Consider the following 21,579-nt stretch of genomic DNA (forward strand, 5'->3'; position numbering starts at 1 on the left):
TTCTAAAAAACTCTGTAAAGATTAAACCCAAAAAAGAAATGTCCTTTTCCCCAATCACCAGTCGCATTGGAAATGTAACCGGTTTCCGTATTGGCCTGCGAATTACTGAAAACCAACTGGAACACGTGTCCGCCAGTATCGATGTCCAACCCTACAGATAAAGGATTTTTGTAAAAGTTCTTATCCTCGAAATTGTAGAAATATTCTGCGTTGATAGAAACCCGTTTCGAGATTTTATATCGTCCGCCTAAACCTGTTGAGAAGAGATTTTTGCTGTCAATGGTTGGTTCGATGAGATTTTTATGAACAAAACTTGGCATCAATTGTATGGTCAGATTTTCTGTGAATCTTCTTGAAATCAACAATTGAGATAGATAGGCAAATCTGTCGGAAAATTCCAACTTTGGGAAATCATCTTTTCTGAGTTCCGAATTGATGTCCAAAACATTGTAACCAACAATATCAAATGGCGATTCTTTTTCCTGTTTGAAGAGTCTATATTTTGCACCAAACTCATAAGTTTTTTGGTAAGTATGCCGGGAAGCACTCAAGGCAAGCCAATCTTCCAAGCCATAGATTACGCCTAATTTTGTGGTCGCATTATCTAATCCGAAGAAATTTTTGAACCCATCACTTACATCCCCGAATCTATGAGAAATGTCAAGATAGAATTCTTTTCTTGCAGGTAATTTTGTGGATTGCGCAGTAACAACCTGCAGTGCTTTGAAACTAGGAGAATATGATTCTTCAGTTTTTACAGTATCAATTTCTTTTAACAAATCATCCTGTGCATAAGAGAAAATTAAAATAAATAGAGAAATAAATGATAAAAATTTCAACATATTAACATTTTAATGTCAAAATTATAACGTATCTCTACAAAAAAACGGTGACTAAAGTCACCGTTTTTCAAATATTTCTATCCCTAATGGGGTTTGTGAAATCAATCCTTCTTTTTCAAATTTTTTCAGAATACGGCTTACGACTTCCCTCGCTGTTCCCAATTCATCAGCAATCTTCTTGTGGGAGACCTTTACAGCATCAGCCCCATTTCTTCTGATTCGTTCGTGGAGATATTCCAACACCCTATGGTCAAGCTTTTGGAAAACAATTTTATTGATTGTCTCCATCATAAACTTATATCGGGAATCATATTCCAGGAAAAACATTTGGTTCAGCATAGGATATTTCTGAAGCCAAATTAAAAATTGAGAAACGGGCAAAAGAAGAACATCGGATTTTTCCTCAGAGACGGCGTAGATTCGGCTCACTTTATCGGTGAATATCGTAGAAAAAGTCATAATGCAACTCTCACCTGGTGATATATAATAGTAAACAAGCTCTTTCCCGTCATTCAAATTATAAACCTTTACCGAACCCTTTATCAGTATAGGGATAAATTTTACCTTATCACCTTCAGCAATCAATTCTTGTTTAGCATTGACCGAGGTGAAAATCCCGTGTTCTTTGAGTTCCTGATAAAAGCCTTCATCAAATTTTTCAAATTTTCTTTTGATGAAATCCAAGTTTCCCATTAATAATTTTTAATCAAAATTAAATATATTTTGATAATTTCAATCAAATTCAAAACAAATTTCAAAATACCTTACAGATTAATCATTCTTCAACACAAACATTTCTTAAGACTTACAGATTCGATATTAATCACTAACTTCGTTCATCAAAATTTAAAAAAAATGAAGAGGATATTAGTTTACACCTTATTATTTGTGTTTCAATTGGGATTTTCTCAGGAAGTTCCAAAAGTTCTGAAAACCAAATTTTCCAAAGAAGCACTCGCTCAAAAATTACAGGATGAAAGTGGAAAAGAAACTTCCATAAAAGATATTTTGCATCAGCACAAAGGAAAAGTTTTGGTACTAGATTTCTGGGCAGGTTGGTGTAGAGACTGTCTAAAAGCATTTCCAAAAGCTAAAGAACTGGAAGCAAACAATCCCAATATCGATTTTGTTTTCCTTTCACTGGAACGCTCAAAAGAAGGTTTTGATAAAAGCCTCGAAAAGCACGAAATGACTGACAAAGAAAACTATTGGTTTGCTTCCGGTTGGAAAAATAACTTCAACAATTATGTGGATCTCAACTGGATTCCTAGATATATTGTGGTTGACCAAAAATCGGATATTGCAAAATATTATGCGATTTCTCCCGAAGACCCAGAAATCCAATCGACAATAGATAAGCTGACAAAATAACAATTGACAATCCCGAAATTTTCGGGATTCTTTTTTGTCTAAATTTGTAATAACCATAAAAGATAAAAAAAGACTTTTATTCTTTTGTGACTTTTGTGGTAAAAATAATCGAACATCAGATGCAACCGCAACGCAAAATCATCCATGTAGATATGGACGCTTTTTATGCTTCCGTGGAGCAACTCGACAATCCGGGTTTGCGAGGGAAAGCGATTGCTGTTGGCGGCGGACATCGTGGCGTGGTTGCAGCGGCAAGCTATGAAGCGAGAAAATTCGGGGTGCGTTCTGCGATGCCCAGTAAAACGGCCAAAGAAAAATGTCCACATCTCATTTTTGTAAAGCCGAGATTCCAACGGTATAAAGAAATCTCCAACAAAATCCGAAACATCTTCCACGAATACACGGATTTGGTTGAACCGCTTTCCTTGGACGAAGCCTATCTGGATGTTACCGAAAATAAAAAGGATATAGAATCCGCCAACGATATTGCCAGAGAAATCCGAAAACGCATTTTTGAAGAAACTGGATTAACCGCTTCTGCAGGGATTTCTGTCAACAAATTTTTGGCAAAAGTCGCATCTGATATCAATAAACCGAACGGACAGAAAACCATTCACCCCACAAAAATTAATGAATTTTTGGAAAATCTCCCCATTGAGAAATTTTACGGTGTCGGAAAAGTGACTGCTAACAAAATGCATACACTCCACATTTTCAAAGGATCTGATTTGAAGGCTAAAACCCTAGAACAGCTTGAAGGTCTTTTCGGGAAATCCGGAAGGTATTATTACAATGTAGTTCGTGGCATCCACAACGGTGAAGTCAAACCTAACAGAATCCAAAAAAGTGTGGCCGTTGAAAGAACATTTTGGGATGACATCAATGAAGATGAAGAGATTGATGAAAAACTAAAATCCCTGAGCCAGGAACTGGAAGAACGTCTCGGAAGAAAAGAAATCCAAGGAAAAACCTTAATGCTTAAAATCAAATACAAAGATTTCTCACTCTATACGAGAAGCAAAACGCAGGAATTATATTTTGAAAATGCCGAAAAATTCTATAAAACTGCAAAACAACTTTGGGAATTGAGGCCTTTTAACAAAGCCATTCGCTTGCTTGGATTATCACTTTCCAATCTTAATACAGAAGAAAAAAAACAGGTTTCTGTTCAGTTGAAAATTCCGTTTGAGGAGTTTGATAATGATTAATTCGAGCGATTTATACTCACAATTGAGCCTTTTTGATTCTTCATCGAGTCTTTTATACTCATTTTTGAATCTTTTACACTCATCATCGAATCTTTTTGACTTGAAAACGAGCCTTTTTGATTCATCATTTAGTCTATTTGCCTAGAATTTAAGTTTTTTAGGTTGAAAAACCATCCTTTTTGCCCCGTTCTTGCACCTCTTAGCTTGGAAAACGAACCTTTTTGCATGGTTTTGATTCTTTTTAATTTCTCTTAAGTGCTTCCAAAATTCCTTGGCTTGATATTTTCATAGAACGAAACATCAAATCAAACAATCTGAAAAATCTACAATCTTATGAACGGGACTATGATTCAGTTTTTCCATTGGTACACCGATGGTGATTCTTTCCTTTGGAAACATACCAAAGATTCGGCGCAATATCTTTCAGACTTAGGAATCACGGCGGCTTGGCTACCTCCGGCTTACAAAAGCACGAACGGCGGCTACTCCGTTGGTTATGATGCTTACGATCTTTTTGACTTGGGAGAATTTGACCAAAAAGGAACGACTGTTACAAAATACGGTTCGAAGGAAGAATATCTGGATGCCATCAAATCTCTGAAAGAAAAAAACATCCAAGTCATCGTAGATGTCGTTTTGAATCACAAAGCTGGTGGCGATGAACTGGAGAAATTCAAAGTTATACAGGTGGATGAGGAAGACCGAAACAAAGACATCTCTGATGTGATGGAAATAGAATCTTACACCAAGTTCACGTTTCCTGGAAGAGGTGATACTTATTCTGACTTCAAATGGGATTTTAACTGTTTTACAGGTGTAGATTATGCGGAAGGTAAAGAAAAAGGCATTTTCCGTCTTATCCACGAACACGCCGATGGCTGGGATGATATTATTTCTGATGAGAAAGGAAATTATGATTTTCTGATGTACAATGATATCGAGCACCGTAATCCTTTCGTCCGCGAAGAGCTGAATCATTGGGGAAAATGGTATTTTGACCAGACGGATTTCGATGGCGTGAGGCTGGATGCCGTGAAACATATTTCGCCAGATTTTTATAAAGAATGGTTAACGCTTCTGCGTTCCAACTCCGGAAAAAATATTTTTGCCGTTGGAGAATATTGGGCGCCCGGAGAACTGCCTCTTTTGCAAGCTTATATAGATTCTACCGAGGGTTGTATGAGTTTATTTGATTCCTCCTTACAGCATAATTTGCATCAGGCTTCCAAAAATCCGGATTATGATTTGAGAGAAATTTTTAATGAAACGCTTGTCAGCTCTCATCCGGACAAAGCAGTAACCGTGGTTGACAATCACGACACACAGCCGCTTCAGGCTTTGGAAGCTCCGGTTGAGACTTGGTTCAAACCGATTGCTTATGCTTTGATTTTGTTAAGAAAAGATGGTTATCCTTGTGTTTTCTACCCCGATTTGTACGGCGCGAGCTACAAAGACCAAGGAAAAGATGGCAACGAATATGAAATCTTCCTCGACAAAGTGGATGCGATTGAAGAACTCATCCGAGCCAGAAAGGATTTTGCTTATGGTGAGCAAAGAGATTATTTTGATGATGCGCATTGCATTGGCTGGACTCGTGAAGGTGATGATGAACATCAAGGTTGTGCCGTTGTTTTGAGCAACAAGGATGTGAATCAAAAATCTATGGAAATAGGAAAACGATACGCGGGAAAAACATTTTATGATTTCACCGGACATCTTGAGGATAAAATTACAATTGATGAAAATGGCTGGGCAGATTTTCCTTGTCCTGCGGGAAATGTGAGTGTTTGGGTAGCGGAGTGATGACCTTCGGAAATTATTTAAATTAAATCCAATCAATTATGGAAAATGCAGAAAAACCACCAAAAGTAATAGGCATCGGCGGCATCTTTTTTTTCTCCGATGACCCGAAAGAAACCAGAGATTGGTATACCAAAAATCTTGGGATGGATATCACAGAATGGGGAGCAACATTTGAGTCCAGAAACAGTTCCGACCCAGACATCGTAGAGTCGATACAATGGAGTCCCTTCAAAACAGGCAGTTCTTATTTTTCGCCTTCGAAAAAGGAATTTATGATTAATTATCGTGTTCAGAATATCGAAGAGCTTGTGAAAAACTTACGAGGAAATGAGGTTACAATTTTGGATGATATTGTAGATTCTGAGTATGGAAAATTTGTTCATATAATCGATTCTGATGATAATAAGATTGAACTCTGGGAACCTCCTATTAAATAAACAAAAAACCTCTTAAAATTTTAAGAGGTTTTTAGTCTTATCATAAATCCTTAATAGCCAGCTCCAGCTTCGCCTTCTCCAAGAAGTGCTTTGGCTGAGGAAGTTCCGATTCTCTGGATTCCCATTGTAATCATTTTTTCTGCATCAGCAGGTGTTTTCACACCGCCAGCTGCTTTCACTGGAAGTTTTCCGGCATTATCAAGCATTATTTTCACACCCTCGAATGTTGCGCCATTTGGTTTTCCTCCTTCGGTTACATAAAATCCTGTTGATGACTTAACAAAGATTCTTGAAAAATCTTTTTCTTCAAAATTTTCCTGTGCCCAAGTCCAGATATTAGCCGTTAAATTAGCAATTTGAGCATCTGAAAGTGCAGCAATTTCGATAATCCATTTCACCGTTTTATCGAAATCCAAGCCTAATTTGGTTCCTTCAACAAATTCTTTTTTTACCAATTCTAATTCTCCGGCTTTGAAGGCTTCGTAATTGATAACATAATCCAACTCATCTACGCCATCTAGAATGGCCTGGTTAGCTTCTTTCAATTTATCTTCTACAGAATAAGTTCCCTCGTGAAAACCGATAACTGTTCCCACCAAAACATCAGAATTTTTTGAAATTAAATAATCTTTGATAAGCTTAACATAGTTTGGACGAATCATAACCTCTTTGAAATTGTAAGCAATGGCCTCGTCCGTTAACTCTCTAACTTTGTCAAATGTCTGTTCTTCTGTCAAACCGGACTGTTCCGGTGTTTTCAGATATGTTGAATCTAAATATTGATTGATTTCCATAATTACAAAAATAAAAAAAGGATACAAACTTATTTGTATCCTTCCAAAAATATATTTAATTTTTTAAACTTTCAACTGTCTGTTGATGCTTTGTTCCAGTGAAATAAAAGTTTCGGTTCTCGTAACGCCTTTCAATTTCTGGATCTTGTTAAGAATCTGCATCAGGTGATCATTATCCTTACAAAGGACTTTTAGAAATATCGTATAATTTCCTGTCGTGTAATGCGCCTCTACCACTTCATTCACCAGGTTAAGATTTTTGATGGCATCTTGATAATGGCTTGGTTGTTCCAGAAAAACACCAATATAAGAAACAACTTTGTAACCTATTTTTCTTGGATTAAGGAAAGAAATAGAATTTTCTATAACGCCGGCCTGCTCTAGCTTTTTGATTCTCTGGTGAACTGCCGTTGTAGAAATCCCAACGTGCTTGGAAATATGTGCAAGGGAAGTTTTCGCATTGTCCATTAACATATAAATGATCTCTTTGTCAACTCCGTCTAGATGGTAACCTGTTTCAGATGCACTCTTCATAATGTAGTTATTGATTTTTAATTGCAATTTAAAACAAACATTTAATTAAACAAAAAAAACACAATGATTTATATTTTTTTGATATTGAATTATAAATCATTGGATTAATTAAAAATAAATGTTTATTATTTTTTACTTGCTCGTAAAATTATCGAATTTTATATGAATTATAAAAATATATTGTTGATTATTTTACAAAATAATACAAATATCATTTAAATCAAAATCTGTTTTGATCTGCTCTTCCCCTTAACTTTCCGTTAAATTAAGATTAATAAAATTATCAATCCACAGTTTACAATATAAACATAAAAATATGATTATCAATACTTTAAAATTATAAATTCTCACAAATTAAAAATCAGATTGGGTATTATGAAAAAGTATATATTTATGACTTAATATATAGACCTTATGAAATTTTTTTACAACCTGATCGCATTTTTTATTGCGATCACAACTTTTGCGCAGACACAGACTGTGACTTCGTCTATCAGTCCTCCGACTTTTAACGAAGATGAATCGATTACCATTACGTTTAATGGAAGCAGCATTAACGAATCTACTTGGGGCGTTACAAACAATGCTTTATATCTTTGGGCTTGGTCTTACGACAGCAATGATGCTAACAGCCAAGACTGTCCAACCAACGGAACCTGGGCTTCATCGAATGAATCCAATAAGCTGACTTACAATTCCGGAACAGACACATATACAATTACATTTGTTCCCAGAACGTTCTACAACAGAACAGGAATTGGCAGAATTGGTTTTCTTTTAAAAACTAAAACAGGAAACGGACAATCTCAGGATATCTACTCGGAAGTTGGAAGATTTCAATTTACAAGTACTTCTCCGCAAAACGGAACTGTTAATTTTGTAACTTCAGGAAGTAACTTCCCTATTACTTACAGCACTTCTTTGCCGGCTAATTATGTCGTAAAATCTAATGGTAATACAATTTATACAGCCAGCAATGTCTCCACAATTAATACTTCATTAAACGTTACTTCGGATAATAACATTGAAGTTTCCGCGACAGCATCCGGAACGACTTTGACTTCTAATTTTGTAGTTTCTCCTACTCCAGTTTCTCAGTCGGCTGCAATGCCTTCTTACATGAGACAGGGTATCACTTACGATCCTAATGATCCGACGAAAGTTGGAGTAGCATTGTATGCGCCTTTTAAGAATTATGTGCATGTGCTTGGAAGTTTCAACAACTGGCAGATTTCTTCCAATTATATCATGAAAAGAGATACTAATAACACCGATCTATTTTGGTTAGAAATCACAGGATTGACACCTCAGCAGGTTTATACTTTCCAATACAGAACCAATGACGGCGTAAAGGTTGCCGATCCTTATTCGACATTAGTATTATCTCCGGATGATGATCCTTGGATTTCATCATCTACATATCCTAATTTGCCGGCTTATCCAGCTGGACAGCAATATGACGTTTCAGTAATTCAGACAGCAAAACCCGCTTACAACTGGACTGTAACTAATTTCCAAAAACCTGCAAAACAAAATCTAATTGTTTATGAAGCTTTGGTAAGAGATTTTACAGAGCAGAAAAACTGGCAATCGATGATTGACAAAATCCCTTATATCAAAGGATTAAATGTTAACGCCATCGAATTAATGCCGGTAATGGAATTTGACGGGAATAATTCTTGGGGATACAATCCAGGGTTTCATTTAGCATTAGATAAAGCATACGGAACACCAGAAAAATTTAAAGAATTTATCGACTTATGCCACCAGAACGGGATTGCTGTCATTCTTGATGTTGCGCTTAACCATGCATCAGGAAGGTCTCCACTGGAAAGGCTTTGGTCTACAAGTACAAACGGTGGTTATGGTGATGTTGCAGCTAATAATCCATATTTCAATCAGGTTGCAAAACATGCTTATAGTGTATTCTATGATTTCAACCATTCAAAACCTGAAACAAGATATTATGTAAACAGAGTTTTGGAACAATGGATCAATGAATATAAAATTGATGGATTCCGTTGGGATTTGACGAAAGGATTTACACAAAACTGTACAGCTTCAGATGAAAACTGTACAGGCTCTTATCAGCAAGACAGAGTGGATGTTCTGAAATTATATTCAGATTATCAATGGTCCTATGATCCAACTTCTTATATTATTTTCGAACATTTGGGAGGAAATGCTGAAGAAAAACAATGGGCTGACTACAGATTGAACGAAGGGAAAGGTGTAATGATGTGGGATAATTTGGTTGGACCTTATAATCAAAACACGATGGGTTACGCTTCTGACAGCAACTTCAACAGAGTTGATTTTGAAAACCATACTTTTTCTGAAAGAAGAAATATGAGCTATGGCGAGAGTCACGACGAGGAAAGACTGATGTTCAAAAACTTAGCTTATGGTAATGCCAACGGTTCTTACAGTGTTAAGGATTTGAATACTGCACTTGAAAGACAAAAAGCTTTTGGTGCTGTTTTCTTCACAGTTCCAGGTCCAAAAATGATTTGGCAGTTCGGAGAATTGGGTTACGAATTCAGTATCAACAGATGTGAGAACGGAACAATCAGTAATGATTGTAGAACATCTCCAAAACCCGTAGCTTTCACTTTAGGTTATGATACCAATGCGAATAGAAAAGCAGTTTACGACACTTGGTCAAAAATCTTAGCAATCCGATTATCAAGCCAGGTTTTTGACACAACAACCTTCACAGTAGAATCAGGAAATCTTTTACCTAGAATCTATGTTTGGAATGATGCCTTGCCTGCAAGTTCTTTGAAAAACGTAGTGGTAGTTGCTAACTTTACAACAACAGCTCAAACTGTGACGCCTAATTTCCCTTATGCCGGAAACTGGTACAATCTAATGGACAATTCTTCTATGAACGCCAATGGCTCTACAACAGTAGTTCTTCAACCGGGAGAATTTAGAATCTATGGAAATCAAACCGCTTTGGCAACGGACGAAACGAAGATTGATGCGAATAAAACATCATTGCAAATCGTTCAGAATCCTGCAACAGACGGATTATTGAAAATCAGATATAACAAAGCTAAAAACGGACAAATCAACATCTATGATCTTAATGGTAAACTGGTAAAATCTTTCGGACTAAAATCCGCTAAAGGAGACGAAACATTCTCTGTAAATGGCATCATCGGAACAGGAAATTACTTAGTACAACTAAAGTCTGATGAAGGTTTGGCAGTTTCTAAGTTAATCATCAAATAAGACAAAATAAATTTTCAAATCAAATGAAAACGCCTCAGCTAGCTGAGGCGTTTTTTGTTTACTATTTTTCAGAAAGTTGTTTCAGTTTTCCAAGACCTTCCGAGAAAGATTTGTTCATTTGCCAGGTCATCAGCGGCTTCATAGGTTTGAAAAGCGTTTCAATTTCATAATCAATTGTCCAGGTTACTTTGGTTCCGGAACCTTCAGAAGCCAAAAGCAAATCTGAAGTCGCATTATCATCCATTGGTTTGATAAAATGCATTTTTGTGGCGACTTTTTCATTTGGGACAATTGCTGTGATCTCCTGTTCGCCTTCACCAACATCATCATTTCCTTTCCAATGGTAGCCATCACCCACTTCACCAGGCGTTCCTTTGTAAGTTACTGTCAGATTCGGGTCCATTTTCATCCAGGGATTCCAGGTATTGAAAGCTTTCATAGAATTCACATTTTGCCACACTTTCTCTTTCGGAGAATTGATAACGAGAGATTGTTCGTTATGGCATTTACTGTCAAAAAACAACATAGCAATCACGCAATAAACGATGATTATTGCCACGATGACGCTAATGATTTTTAGAAATTTCTTCATAATAAATTAGTTTTAAGTTTAAAACAAATCTAAAAAGAATTTGAACACAAAAACTTTTTCTAGGATAATATTTACTGGGGCGCCTTTATCCGCCTTCCACTCCCGCTATTTTTTTATTGCAAAGAAAGTTAGTCCGACAATAGAAATTTCGGACATTGCAATAAAAAAATGAGCTCCGTTCAAGTCGGGGCGCAATTTTGTCATACTTTCAACTTTAGGTACTAAATTTGTCAATTAAGACACACAGAAAATCATTTATAATTTATCATTAATAATTCATCTTTATGAATCCACTTTTAGAAAAATTCAACACCAAATATACCTCATCGCCTTTCGAGGAAATCAAAGAAGAACATTATCTGCCAGCTTTCCAGGAATTAGTCAAAACTTCTGAAAAAGAAATTGATGAAATAACAAATAATTCAGAAGAGCCGACTTTCGAAAATACAATTGAAGCAATGGCTTTTTCAGGAGAACAACTGGACAGAGTTTCCAATATTTTCTTCAATATCAATTCTGCTGAAACCAATGATGAGATTCAGAAAATCGCTCAGGAAGTTTCGCCACTTTTGACAGAATTCTCTTCCAAAATCTCTCAAAACGAAAAACTGTTTGAAAGAATCAAAAACGTTTACGACCAGAAAAACGCTTTAACTTTAAACGAAGAACAGGAAATGTTACTCAACGAAACTTACAAAGGTTTTGTAAGAAGCGGCGCATTGCTCAATGAAGAAGACAAAAAGAAACTGGAGAAAATCAATATGGATTTGTCTATCAAATCACTTCAGTTTGGGCAAAATGCTTTGGCTTCCACCAATGCTTATTTCAAACATATCACAAATAAAGATGAATTGAAAGGAATTCCGGAAGCCATTCTTCAGCAATACGAGGAAGATGCAAAGGAAAAAGATTTGGAAGGTTATGTGATTACTTTGCAATACCCAAGCTATCTTCCGGCAATGACTTACGCTGAAAATCGTGAATTGAGAAAAGAATTAGCTTTAGCAAACGGAAAAAAATCCTTTGACGGTGGCGAATTTGACAATCAGAATTTGATTAAAGAAATTGTAAAACTTCGTCAGGAAAAAGCAGAATTATTGGGTTATAAAAATTATGCTGATTTTGTTCTTGAGGAAAGAATGGCACAATCGCCGGCAAAAGTTTTTGAATTTTTGAATGAACTTCTTGAAAAAGCAACACCTTATGCCCAAAAAGAAATCGAAGAATTAAAATCTTTAGCAAAAGCTGACGGAATCGAAGATATCCAAAGCTACGACCACACTTTCTACGCAGAAAAATTAAGAAAACAAAAATTCGATATTGATGATGAAGAACTGAAACCATATTTCCAATTGGAAAAAGTTCAGGAAGCCGTTTTTGGATTAGCCGGAAAATTATTCGGATTAGAGTTTAAAGAAATTACTGATGTTCAGAAATATCATCAGGATGTGAAAACTTACGAAATCACAGAAAACGGAAATTATAAAGCTCTACTCTACGCCGATTATCACCCGAGAAAAGGGAAACGTGCCGGCGCCTGGATGACGAGTTATAAAAATCAATATAAACAAGACGGAGAAAATTCTCGTCCGCATATTTCGGTCGTTTGCAACTTTACAAAACCGACCAAAGACACACCAAGTTTACTGACTTTCCAGGAAGTAACCACCTTGTTCCACGAGTTCGGACACGCACTTCATGGTGTTTTAGCAGACACGCAATACCCGAATCTTTCCGGAACTTCGGTTAAATGGGATTTTGTAGAATTACCTTCTCAATTTCTGGAAAACTATTGCTATGAACCAGAATTCTTAAAAACATTTGCAAAACATTATCAAACCGGAGAAATTCTTCCAACCGAAAAAATCGAGAAATTATCGCAGAGCAAATCCTTTATGGAAGGTTATCAGACTTTGAGACAGCTTGGATTTGGATTGTTGGATATGGCTTATCATACAGAAGTTGGAGCGTTGGAGAATAAGACTGTGAAAGCGTTTGAAGTGGAGAAAACTGCGGCAACTAATCTTTACCCGAGCAATCCGGAAACTGCAGCAAGTCCAAGTTTTTCGCATATTTTCCAAGGCGGTTATTCGGCGGGTTATTATTCTTACAAATGGGCTGAGGTTTTGGATGCGGATGCTTTCCAGTATTTCAAAGAAAATGGAATTTTTAATCCTGATATTGCGGCGAAATATAAAGTTCTTCTTTCTTCTGGTGGGACCAAAAATCCAATGGAATTGTACAAAAATTTCCGTGGAAGAGAACCTAAAGTCGAGAGCTTACTGAAAAGAGCTTTTGGATAAGTTTTAGTGTTCGAGAGTTTTAGAATATTAGCATTTAACCCTTTCAGAGTTTTAAATTGACTTGTGTAATCTTCGATTTCTGAAAGGGTTTTTAAATCAATCAATTAAATTTAGAAAATGAATTGTCCTTGCTGTTCCGGAAAGCCCTACGAAGATTGTTGTCAGCCTTATCATCTGAAAGAGAAATTTGCTCCAACAGCAGAAGCTTTGATGCGTTCAAGGTTTTCTGCATTTGCTATCCCAAACGGCGACTATCTTTGGGAAACGACTTCTCCCAACAAAAGACAATTCCATAACAAAAAGGATTTGCAGGAATGGGGTGAAATCAATGAATGGACGAAGCTGGAAATTATCGATAAACCTTCAACTAATAAAGTAGAGTTCAAAGCTTTTTATAATGATGAAGAAGGAAACCCTCAAGTTCATCACGAGTTGTCACAATTCAAAATGATTCAGAATCGCTGGTTTTATGTGACTGGGGAATTTTTGGATTAATTATTTTCAACCACAAAGTCACAAAGTTTTTTATTGAAAATTCTTTGTGACTTTTGTGGTTATTTTATTCTTTTGATTGCTTTTTCTTTTGTCTCAAAACGTAGAGATACAAACTTTCTACTTTTGCCCTTGCCCAAGGTGTTTTACGAAGAAATTTGAGAGAGGAACTAACACTTGGATTTTCGCCGGTGAAACATTTGATGTTGATTTGTTTTCCCAATTCGCCGTAACCTTTGTAATATTCTAGTAATTCTTCCAGAATCGCATCCAATCTTTTTCCGTGCAAAGGGTCTTTCGAAGTGTTTTCCATTTTGTAAAATTATTGATTTTATTATTTCAAAACCACAAAAGACATATAAGTTTTAGTTTATAAAAAATACTGTTGACTTTCATTTGCTTATTTCTTTTGTGACTTTTGTGGTTAAAAAAGAAATTTCTCTTTTGTCATTTCATATATTTGATAATCAAATTTAGAAATATGAAATCTATAGCATTTGTCTTATTATTACTTTCAACAATGTCATACGCTCAAGACTTTGCCAATTTTGGCAGATATCAAAAACAAAACCAAGAAGTTCTTTCTCAAAATATTGCTCCAAATTCTGTCTTGATGGGCGATTCTATCACAGAAGGTTGGTTTGCTACAGACCCAGGATTTTTCACAAAAAATAACTTTGTAGGACGAGGAATTGGTGGCCAAGTAACTTCGCAGATGCTTTTGAGATTCAGAGAAGATGTGATTAAATTGAAACCCAAACGTGTGATTATTCTTGCCGGAACTAATGATATTGCGGAAAATCAAGGTCCGATTTCTCTGGATAAAGTGTTCGGAAATATTGTTTCTATGGTAGAATTGGCAAAAGCTAATAACATCAAAGTGGTTTTATGTTCTGCACTTCCGGCTTACGATTTCCCTTGGAGAAATGATATGCAACCTGCTGACAAAGTAATCGCGCTGAATAAAATGATAAAAGATTACGCTCAGAAAAATCATATCACTTACGTGGACTACCATTCAGTTTTAAAGGATGAAAAAAATGGTTTGCCTAAAGAAATTGCTGAGGACGGAATCCATCCGAACAAATTAGGTTATGAGAAAATGGAAGCAATCCTGATGAAGAATTTAAAATAATGAACTTAGACGAACTAAAATATCCTGTCGGAAAATTCATCAAACCGGAGTCAATTACTAAAGAAATCATCGATTCTGCGATTTCTGAAATCGAAAACTTTCCGAGTCTTGTTAAAACAGAAATTCAAAATCTTTCCGAACAAGATTTACATCTAAGATACAGACCAGAAGGTTGGACAATTACTCAAGTGGTTCATCATTGCGCCGACAGTCATATCAACAGCTATATGAGATTTAAATTGGCATTGACGGAAAATGTTCCAACAATTAAACCTTACGAGGAAAGTCTTTGGGCAGAGTTGCCGGATAATCAATTGTCGTCATTGATTTCGTTGCAACTTTTGGAAGCTTTGCACGCAAGATGGGTTTATCTTTTGAAAACTTTGAGTGAAGAAGATTTGAATAAAGAATTCATTCATCCAGAACAATCAAAAAGAATTTCGCTCAAAGAAAATATCTTGATTTACAGCTGGCATTGTCAGCATCATTTGGCTCATATTCGCCAGGCGAAAAAATTAAGATTTGAGTGAATCTAAAAAATAAATTATGAGAAAGTCAATCGTTATTTCTTTTCTACTTGCAATCCCTATTTTTCCATTAGCTCAAAATAAAATAGACCAAACACTGGAAAAATGCCTAAACCAAGATAACTCGACGGCTGGTCAAAGAAACTGTATTATTTCGGCTCAACAATCTTGGGACAAAGAGCTGAACAAGTATTACACTTCACTAAATCAAAAATTAAACAAGACAGCAAAAAAAGAATTGCTGGAAGCACAGCGAAACTGGATTTTATTCCGAGATTCCGAATTCAAACTAATCAACAAGTATTATTTTGACGTCAAAAAAGGAACAATTTTTCAAGTGATTTCTGAAAACAAAAAATTACAAATCATCAAAGAAAGAGCGTTGCAACTAAAAGAATATGATGAACAATTTGATTATTAGATAAGCTATACTGTAATTAATCTACTTTCTTATAAACGTAAGTATTTCTTTTGGTTGTCATAGTCATTTTCTTTTTCTCGGGTGAAAATAACAATTCTACTTTGTTTGTATCGTAAACAAATTTGTTCTTTTCCTTGGCTTCAATCAGAATTTCAGGAGAATCTCCTTGTTGAAGATATAATTTGTCATTAATAATATAAACATTCAAATCTTTTGAATCACTATTATATTGATACTTCCCAACAAATTGTTGTAATTCGTGATTACTAAGTTTGATCCTTTTAAAATCCGGCACTTCATATTTATCATTATACAAATCATTAAGAACATACTCCAAGATATCGCCAATGTCATATCTCACACCATTTTCTGTGATACAAATAGCAATTTTATCTTCAGGAATGTAAAGTGCATATGTTAGATAGCCAAAAATAGAACCTGTGTGTCCGTACATATTTTTGCTTTCATAAGGATAACGAAACAATCCTTTCTGTAGATTTTTCATTTGAGTGAGAGATTTTTCAGAAACCAATTTTCCATCAAACAAAGCTTTATAAAAAGTATTGATTTCCGAAGGCGTTGATATAATATTTCCGACAGAGGCAAAATTATGAATGCCCAAATGCCCATCTTTTTGCCAACCATTATAATATTTATAGGATTTAGCCTCATTATTTTTATCATCAATCAAATTTCCTACGTCTGTATTTTTTAAATTTAGAGGTTCTGTAATATTTTCATTCAAAAGCTCAGCATAAGTTTTACCATAAACCTTTTCCAAAATAAATCCTAAAAGAGCATAACCAGTATTAGAATAAGAAAACTTATAATCTGGCGGAAAGTCCGAAGGCAATTTATAAATCATTTCTAATAGAGTATCCTTAGGATATTTTTTGTACATAATTTCATCAAAAATCTTAGATTGGTAGTAATTTCTAATTCCACTTGTATGGTTTAGTAAATTAGAAATTTGTATAATATCTGCATTTTTGACTCTCGGAAAAAACTTAGAAAGCTTGTCAGTTTGTTTTAATTTCCCTTCCTCAATCGCTTTGAAAATCAAAACTGCAGTGAAGGTTTTGGTTACAGAACCAATTCTATATTTGGTATTATCATCCGGAACGGTTTCGTTTTCCAAATCAGCAAATCCAACATTTTTTTCATAGATATCTTTTCCGTCTTTTTGGACCTTAATTCGGAACATCGCTTTATCATAAGTTCCAAATGCGTCATAGACACTATCAAGTTTACTTTTGTTATGGATTGTCTGAGCAAAAATCTGCTGACAAAATAAGAGAAATAGTAGGTAATAGTTTTTCATCTTTTACAAATATAAATAAATCTGAGAATCAAGGTAAAATCCTTTTTTAATTCCTCCCGAAAAGTGTATTTTTAGGCAAAATTTTTCAGTGATGATTTACGGAATCGACCAATTTAAATATCAGGATGTTTTAGAGATTTTAAAAAATCCTTCCAAAGCCAAGCTCAATAAAAAGTCAAAAGATCAGATCATAAAATCGCAACAGAATGTTCAGAAAATTGTAGCGTCTGACAGAACGGTTTATGGCATCAATACAGGATTTGGACCGCTTTGCGATGTTAAAATTTCAGAAGAAGAAACGGCTCAGCTTCAACATAATTTGATTATTTCACACGCTGTTGGCGTCGGAAAACCGATTGACAAGAATATCTCCAAAATAATGATGATTTCCAAAATCCACGCTTTGTCGAAAGGATTTTCGGGTGTTTCGTTAGATGTTATCGAGCGATTGATTCTGATGTTGGAATTGGATATTATTCCGGTTGTTCCGGAGCAAGGTTCTGTTGGAGCTTCAGGAGATTTGGCACCGTTGGCACATTTGGTTTTGCCGCTTTTAGGATTAGGTCAGGTTTGGGAAAATAATAAAACTGTTGAGACGGCTAAAGTTTTGAAGAAACATAAACTTCAACCTCTAAAACTTGGTCCGAAAGAAGGTTTGGGATTGATTAATGGAACGCAATTTATATTAGCGCACGCAATTACAGGTCTAGCAAAATTTGAATATCTTTTGGATTTAGCAGATTTAACAGCAGCTATGAGTCTTGAAGCTTATCGTGGCTCATCAAGTCCGTTCAAGAAAGAATTGCATGAGATTCGTCCATTTGACGGAAGTCAAAAAGTAGCGGAAAGAATGCGAAATTTCCTTAAAGATTCAGACAATCTCAAGTCTCACGAATTCTGTGACAGAGTCCAGGATCCTTATTCTATGCGTTGTGTTCCACAGGTTCACGGTGCGAGTAGAAATGCTTTCGAACATCTGAAGCAAATGGCCGAAACGGAACTGAATTCCGTGACCGACAATCCTATTGTTTTAAGCGCAGAGGAATCTATTTCCGGCGGTAATTTCCACGGACAATTGATGGCTTTGCCTTTGGACTACGCTTCGTTAGCAGCCGCAGAATTAGGAAACATTTCCGACAGAAGAAGCTATCTTTTGCTCGAAGGAAAATATGGCTTACCGAAATTGTTAGTAGAAAGCTCTGGTCTTAATTCTGGCTTTATGATTCCACAATATACGAGTGCTGCTTTGGTTACAGAGAACAAAACGCTTTGCTTCCCAGCTTCTGCAGATTCTATACCGACAAGTTTAGGTCAGGAAGACCACGTTTCTATGGGAAGTATTTCCGGTCGCAAATTCAATCAGGTTTTAGGAAATTTGGAAAATATTCTAGCGATTGAGTTAATGTTCGCAGCCCAAGGTTTGGAATTCCGAAGACCAGCAAAATGTTCCAAAATTGTTGAGAAAAATTATGACATCATTCGCTCTGTTGTTCCAAAATTAGAAGACGACCGATTGATTGGTGAAGATATTTTGAAGATTGCGGAGCTGATTAGAGAAAAGAAATTTGTGGTGAATTAAACCTCAGCAGACAAAGTCTTCGACTCCGTTCAGACTGACAATTTTAAAAATAAATGTTAATAATAAAGATGTCGTGCTGAGCAAAGTCGAAGCATTTTTACTTAATATAATAACATTGCTAATGCAAACCCTCAGAACAACTTCCGAAAACCCAGACTTTCAAAAATTAGTAAAACAATTGGATTCTTATCTTTCCGTTATGGACGGCGATGAACACGACTTCTATCATCAATACAACAAAATCGATATGTTGAAAAATTGTGTTGTTATTTATGATAATGATGAAGCCGTCGCTTGTGGCGCTATCAAAGAATTGGATTCAAAATCTATGGAAGTCAAAAGAATGTTCACGCTACCTGAAAAGCGCGGAAAAGGTTTAGCTTCAGCTATTTTAAAGGAATTGGAAATTTGGTCTAAAGAATTAGGTTACAAAAAAACAGTTCTTGAAACAGGAAAAAGACAAATCGAAGCCGTTGCACTTTACAACAAATGTGGTTACAAAATCATTCCGAATTACGGTCAGTATATTGGTGTTGACAATAGTGTTTGTTTTGAGAAAGAACTATAAATTTTATCGCAAAGGCGCAAAATGAATCTTTTCTCATTCTGCTTTAAGTCGCCAAGAATTAATTTTCGTATTATGTTTTGCGACTTAAAAACATTACAACTGATTCAGTTTTTGTGCATTTGCGTTATCAATCAATTTCCAAAAGTATAATCCAAAGGCAACATTTTTGAAATGTTTTGTTGAGAAAATGTCTCTTCCAAAATCAACAAATCCGGTTCCGAACAAATACCTTCCGGAAAAATCTCAAATTCTGCGGCTTCGGGATGAATTAATGACGATTGCGAAACAGCATTGGCCGATTTGATAAAGTCACCTTTCTTGATTTCGTAATAATATTTCTGATAATTGACCATCAGTAAATCGTCAAAATCAAGGAAAAGTCTGCCATCTTTACGTTTCGTGAAATCAGATTCTTTGATTCTCGTCTTTAGAATTGCTAAGACAAATGGAGAATTTTTATGTTTTCGCTGTGAGATTTCTTCCAATTCCGGCGATAGATTTACATTCATCACTTTCTGAGTTCTCACAAAACTGAAATAATCTTCCAGTTTTTGTAATTCGGCTTCAGTTGGATATTTTGGATTTGGGATTCGTTTGGCGTGGTTGACGATAAAACCTTCCTTTTCTAATTCATTATTATAAAGACTTCTGAAAAAATGCATCAAACTACCTTGGTAAGCATTCATCCGGTTGAGAATCACATTTTTCTTATTGCTGGTTTCTTTGAAAAAAGAAGTTCCTAAATAACTATTGGTTTTGTTTTTAAAATCTGATTCAAAATTGATGAGATTATATTGAATGTTATAACCCAGATTTTTATTTTCAATAATCAAGGTCTGTGGCGCTTTGACTTTCAGAAATTGATTTTTCTTATCATAAGAAAACTTAAGTGTTCGTTGATTTTTAATGACGACACCTTCCCTGTCAAAACCAATAAATCTATCCAGAAAGTAATTGATAAAGTCTTTATAAGCCTGCTCTGTATAAGGAATAATAACAACTTCCTCAATCTCTTTAACAGGATTGATAATCACTTTTACAGACTTTCCGATAGCTTGATTAAGAGGAAAAATACTTGTCTCATAATTATCTTTCTGGAAAATCAGATTGCCGCTTTTCTGTCCCTGGACATCCAGCTGAAAGCTTCCGTCGTTGGCAGAAACTGTTGAGATTTTGGTTCCGTCGAGATAGACATTCACGTTAGTAATCAGATTTCCGTTTTCAGTTTGGATTTTCCCAGAGATAATCTGAGAAAAACAATAACAAACAAAACTAAAATAAAAGCAAAAAAGTAATATTCTTTTCATCCAAACAATATTACTAATTTTTTAGTTATAAAAAGGGGCTTATCCGATTTTAATTGATGTCATACTCAAAGAGCCGCCAATCAGCGAGTCATTGAATAATGATAATTCTTCTGATTTTTCTTTCAGTCCGAGATTATAAATCATTGGCAGAAAATGATCCGGTGTCGGAACAGCATATTGCAAAAACGAACCTTGTTTTTGATAATCAATCAATTTTTGAAAATCACCGTCCAAGAGCCAATTGTTGGTTTTTTCTCTGGCTTCTATCGCCCAATCCCAGCCTGCACCAACGGTATCAATGTTTTTCCAGTCAATCAATCGGAGATTATGAACAATGTTTCCGCTTCCAATAATCAGGATTCCTTTTTCGCGGAGTTTGGATAGTTTTTTTGCCAAATCAAAATGATATTGAGGTGGTTTTGTATAATCGATACTCAACTGGATAACCGGAATATCCGCATCAGGATAAAGATGTCTGAGAACCGACCATGCACCGTGGTCCAATCCCCAATTATGGTCTTCTTCCACCAAAACCGGAGCGAGTAGTTCCGAAGTTTCTTTAGCCAATTCGGGACTTCCCTTTGCCGGGTATTGTACGTCGAACAGTTCTTTTGGGAAACCGTAAAAATCGTGAATCGTTTTCGGCATATCCATCGCCGTGACAAAAGTTCCGTTCGTAAACCAATGCGCAGAAATACAAATGATTGCATTGGGTTTCGGGATTTCTTTGCTGATATTCCTGAATCCCTGAACAAAAACATTCTCTTCGATAGCGTTCATCGGAGAACCGTGTCCTAAAAACAGAACCGGCATTTTTTCTGTGGTTCGGAAGTTATCAGATATTTTTGAAAGGTGGTTGAGGTTCATATTTTTTTGTAAAATGTAAAATGTATTATTATAGAAAGTATTTTATTTTCTCGCGGATTTGGCTGATTGAGCTTTTCTTTTCACACTTAAGTTGATTGTTTTAAACCACAAAAGTCACATAAGGACAATTAAGTTTTTAAATCTCCGATTTTTTTTGGCAAATGTTGTTTTTATACTGAATCTGCAGCCCGGCCTGAGTGGAGCTCTTTTTCTTTTTTATCAAAAAAGAAAAAAGCGGGAA

Annotated in this window: 21 protein-coding genes; 12 read left to right on the forward strand and 9 right to left on the reverse strand. The window is 35.6% G+C overall.

Translation table 11 applies throughout. The annotated features are described in order from the left end of the window. Positions 1–2 precede the first annotated feature (2 nt). Together BXY58_RS16535 and BXY58_RS16540 are read right to left on the reverse strand one after the other, a co-directional pair. Positions 3–842: a DUF5777 family beta-barrel protein gene (locus tag BXY58_RS16535; protein WP_120214981.1), complete on the reverse strand. Its 840-nt coding sequence runs from the start codon at positions 840–842 to the stop codon at positions 3–5. 57 nt (positions 843–899) lie between these two features. Beyond that, complete coding sequence (locus tag BXY58_RS16540) at positions 900–1,535, reverse strand: Crp/Fnr family transcriptional regulator (protein ID WP_120214982.1); 636 nt, start codon at positions 1,533–1,535, stop codon at positions 900–902. Positions 1,536–1,697: 162 nt separating this feature from the next. On the opposite strand from BXY58_RS16540, the gene BXY58_RS16545 reads away from it, so the two are divergent. The 4 genes from BXY58_RS16545 (at position 1,698) to BXY58_RS16560 (ending at position 5,661) form a co-directional block, all read left to right on the forward strand. Further along, on the forward strand, positions 1,698–2,213 hold the full coding sequence (locus BXY58_RS16545; protein WP_120215034.1) for a TlpA family protein disulfide reductase: 516 nt from the start codon (positions 1,698–1,700) through the stop codon (positions 2,211–2,213). Between the two features lie 119 nt (positions 2,214–2,332). Continuing rightward, positions 2,333–3,421 carry a DNA polymerase IV gene (gene dinB, locus BXY58_RS16550; RefSeq protein ID WP_120214983.1) on the forward strand — a complete coding sequence of 363 codons (1,089 nt, stop codon included), beginning with the start codon at positions 2,333–2,335 and terminating at the stop codon, positions 3,419–3,421. Between the two features lie 333 nt (positions 3,422–3,754). Further along, positions 3,755–5,224: an alpha-amylase gene (locus BXY58_RS16555; RefSeq protein ID WP_120214984.1), complete on the forward strand. Its 1,470-nt coding sequence runs from the start codon at positions 3,755–3,757 to the stop codon at positions 5,222–5,224. Between the two features lie 38 nt (positions 5,225–5,262). Then, entirely contained in the window at positions 5,263–5,661 is a 399-nt protein-coding gene (locus tag BXY58_RS16560; protein ID WP_120214985.1) for a VOC family protein, read from the forward strand. 50 nt (positions 5,662–5,711) lie between these two features. Here the strand turns inward: BXY58_RS16560 and deoC are convergent, their stop codons facing one another. Continuing rightward, positions 5,712–6,458: a deoxyribose-phosphate aldolase gene (gene deoC / locus BXY58_RS16565; protein WP_120215035.1), complete on the reverse strand. Its 747-nt coding sequence runs from the start codon at positions 6,456–6,458 to the stop codon at positions 5,712–5,714. A gap of 60 nt (positions 6,459–6,518) precedes the next feature. Then, positions 6,519–6,989, reverse strand: coding sequence for an Lrp/AsnC ligand binding domain-containing protein (locus BXY58_RS16570; RefSeq protein ID WP_120214986.1), 471 nt, complete (start codon positions 6,987–6,989; stop codon positions 6,519–6,521). 414 nt (positions 6,990–7,403) lie between these two features. Between BXY58_RS16570 and BXY58_RS16575 the strand changes: the two genes are divergently transcribed. Next, positions 7,404–10,226, forward strand: a complete 2,823-nt coding sequence (locus BXY58_RS16575) for an alpha-amylase family glycosyl hydrolase (RefSeq protein ID WP_120214987.1) — start codon at positions 7,404–7,406, stop codon at positions 10,224–10,226. Between the two features lie 61 nt (positions 10,227–10,287). On the opposite strand, the gene BXY58_RS16580 is transcribed toward BXY58_RS16575, so the two are convergent. After that, entirely contained in the window at positions 10,288–10,818 is a 531-nt protein-coding gene (locus BXY58_RS16580) for an SRPBCC family protein (RefSeq protein WP_120214988.1), read from the reverse strand. Positions 10,819–11,102: 284 nt separating this feature from the next. Here BXY58_RS16580 and BXY58_RS16585 point away from each other — a divergent pair, with 284 nt between their 5' ends. Then, positions 11,103–13,121 carry a M3 family metallopeptidase gene (locus tag BXY58_RS16585; protein WP_120214989.1) on the forward strand — a complete coding sequence of 673 codons (2,019 nt, stop codon included), beginning with the start codon at positions 11,103–11,105 and terminating at the stop codon, positions 13,119–13,121. 117 nt (positions 13,122–13,238) lie between these two features. Then, the gene (locus BXY58_RS16590; protein ID WP_120214990.1) at positions 13,239–13,616 is read left to right on the forward strand and encodes a YchJ family protein; all 378 of its coding nucleotides are present in this window, start codon (positions 13,239–13,241) and stop codon (positions 13,614–13,616) included. A gap of 64 nt (positions 13,617–13,680) precedes the next feature. On the opposite strand, the gene BXY58_RS16595 is transcribed toward BXY58_RS16590, so the two are convergent. Continuing rightward, entirely contained in the window at positions 13,681–13,926 is a 246-nt protein-coding gene (locus BXY58_RS16595) for a VF530 family protein (protein ID WP_120214991.1), read from the reverse strand. Positions 13,927–14,094: 168 nt separating this feature from the next. Between BXY58_RS16595 and BXY58_RS16600 the strand changes: the two genes are divergently transcribed. From BXY58_RS16600 to BXY58_RS16610, 3 genes are read left to right on the forward strand one after another with little or no spacing between them, the layout of a single operon-like run. Further along, positions 14,095–14,748, forward strand: coding sequence for an SGNH/GDSL hydrolase family protein (locus tag BXY58_RS16600; protein WP_120214992.1), 654 nt, complete (start codon positions 14,095–14,097; stop codon positions 14,746–14,748). After that, on the forward strand, positions 14,748–15,278 hold the full coding sequence (locus BXY58_RS16605; protein ID WP_120214993.1) for a YfiT family bacillithiol transferase: 531 nt from the start codon (positions 14,748–14,750) through the stop codon (positions 15,276–15,278). Before BXY58_RS16600 ends, BXY58_RS16605 begins: the two co-directional genes overlap by 1 nt. A 16-nt stretch (positions 15,279–15,294) precedes the next feature. After that, positions 15,295–15,696 carry a lysozyme inhibitor LprI family protein gene (locus BXY58_RS16610; protein ID WP_120214994.1) on the forward strand — a complete coding sequence of 134 codons (402 nt, stop codon included), beginning with the start codon at positions 15,295–15,297 and terminating at the stop codon, positions 15,694–15,696. Positions 15,697–15,712: 16 nt separating this feature from the next. Here the strand turns inward: BXY58_RS16610 and BXY58_RS16615 are convergent, their stop codons facing one another. Beyond that, a complete protein-coding gene (locus BXY58_RS16615; protein WP_120214995.1) occupies positions 15,713–17,017 on the reverse strand; it encodes a serine hydrolase domain-containing protein in 1,305 nt (434 codons plus the stop codon). Between the two features lie 91 nt (positions 17,018–17,108). On the opposite strand from BXY58_RS16615, the gene hutH reads away from it, so the two are divergent. Both hutH and BXY58_RS16625 read left to right on the forward strand, forming a co-directional pair. Further along, a complete protein-coding gene (gene hutH / locus BXY58_RS16620) occupies positions 17,109–18,596 on the forward strand; it encodes a histidine ammonia-lyase (protein WP_120214996.1) in 1,488 nt (495 codons plus the stop codon). Between the two features lie 121 nt (positions 18,597–18,717). Further along, on the forward strand, positions 18,718–19,164 hold the full coding sequence (locus BXY58_RS16625) for a GNAT family N-acetyltransferase (protein WP_120214997.1): 447 nt from the start codon (positions 18,718–18,720) through the stop codon (positions 19,162–19,164). A gap of 131 nt (positions 19,165–19,295) precedes the next feature. Here the strand turns inward: BXY58_RS16625 and BXY58_RS16630 are convergent, their stop codons facing one another. Then, positions 19,296–20,471 (reverse strand): peptidase associated/transthyretin-like domain-containing protein, encoded by a 1,176-nt coding sequence (locus BXY58_RS16630; protein ID WP_120214998.1) that lies wholly within the window; start codon positions 20,469–20,471, stop codon positions 19,296–19,298. Positions 20,472–20,510: 39 nt separating this feature from the next. Next, the gene (gene ygiD, locus BXY58_RS16635; protein ID WP_120214999.1) at positions 20,511–21,338 is read right to left on the reverse strand and encodes a 4,5-DOPA-extradiol-dioxygenase; all 828 of its coding nucleotides are present in this window, start codon (positions 21,336–21,338) and stop codon (positions 20,511–20,513) included. Positions 21,339–21,579 lie beyond the last annotated feature (241 nt).

The organism is Epilithonimonas arachidiradicis, from assembly GCF_003610695.1.
GTDB lineage: Bacteria > Bacteroidota > Bacteroidia > Flavobacteriales > Weeksellaceae > Epilithonimonas > Epilithonimonas arachidiradicis.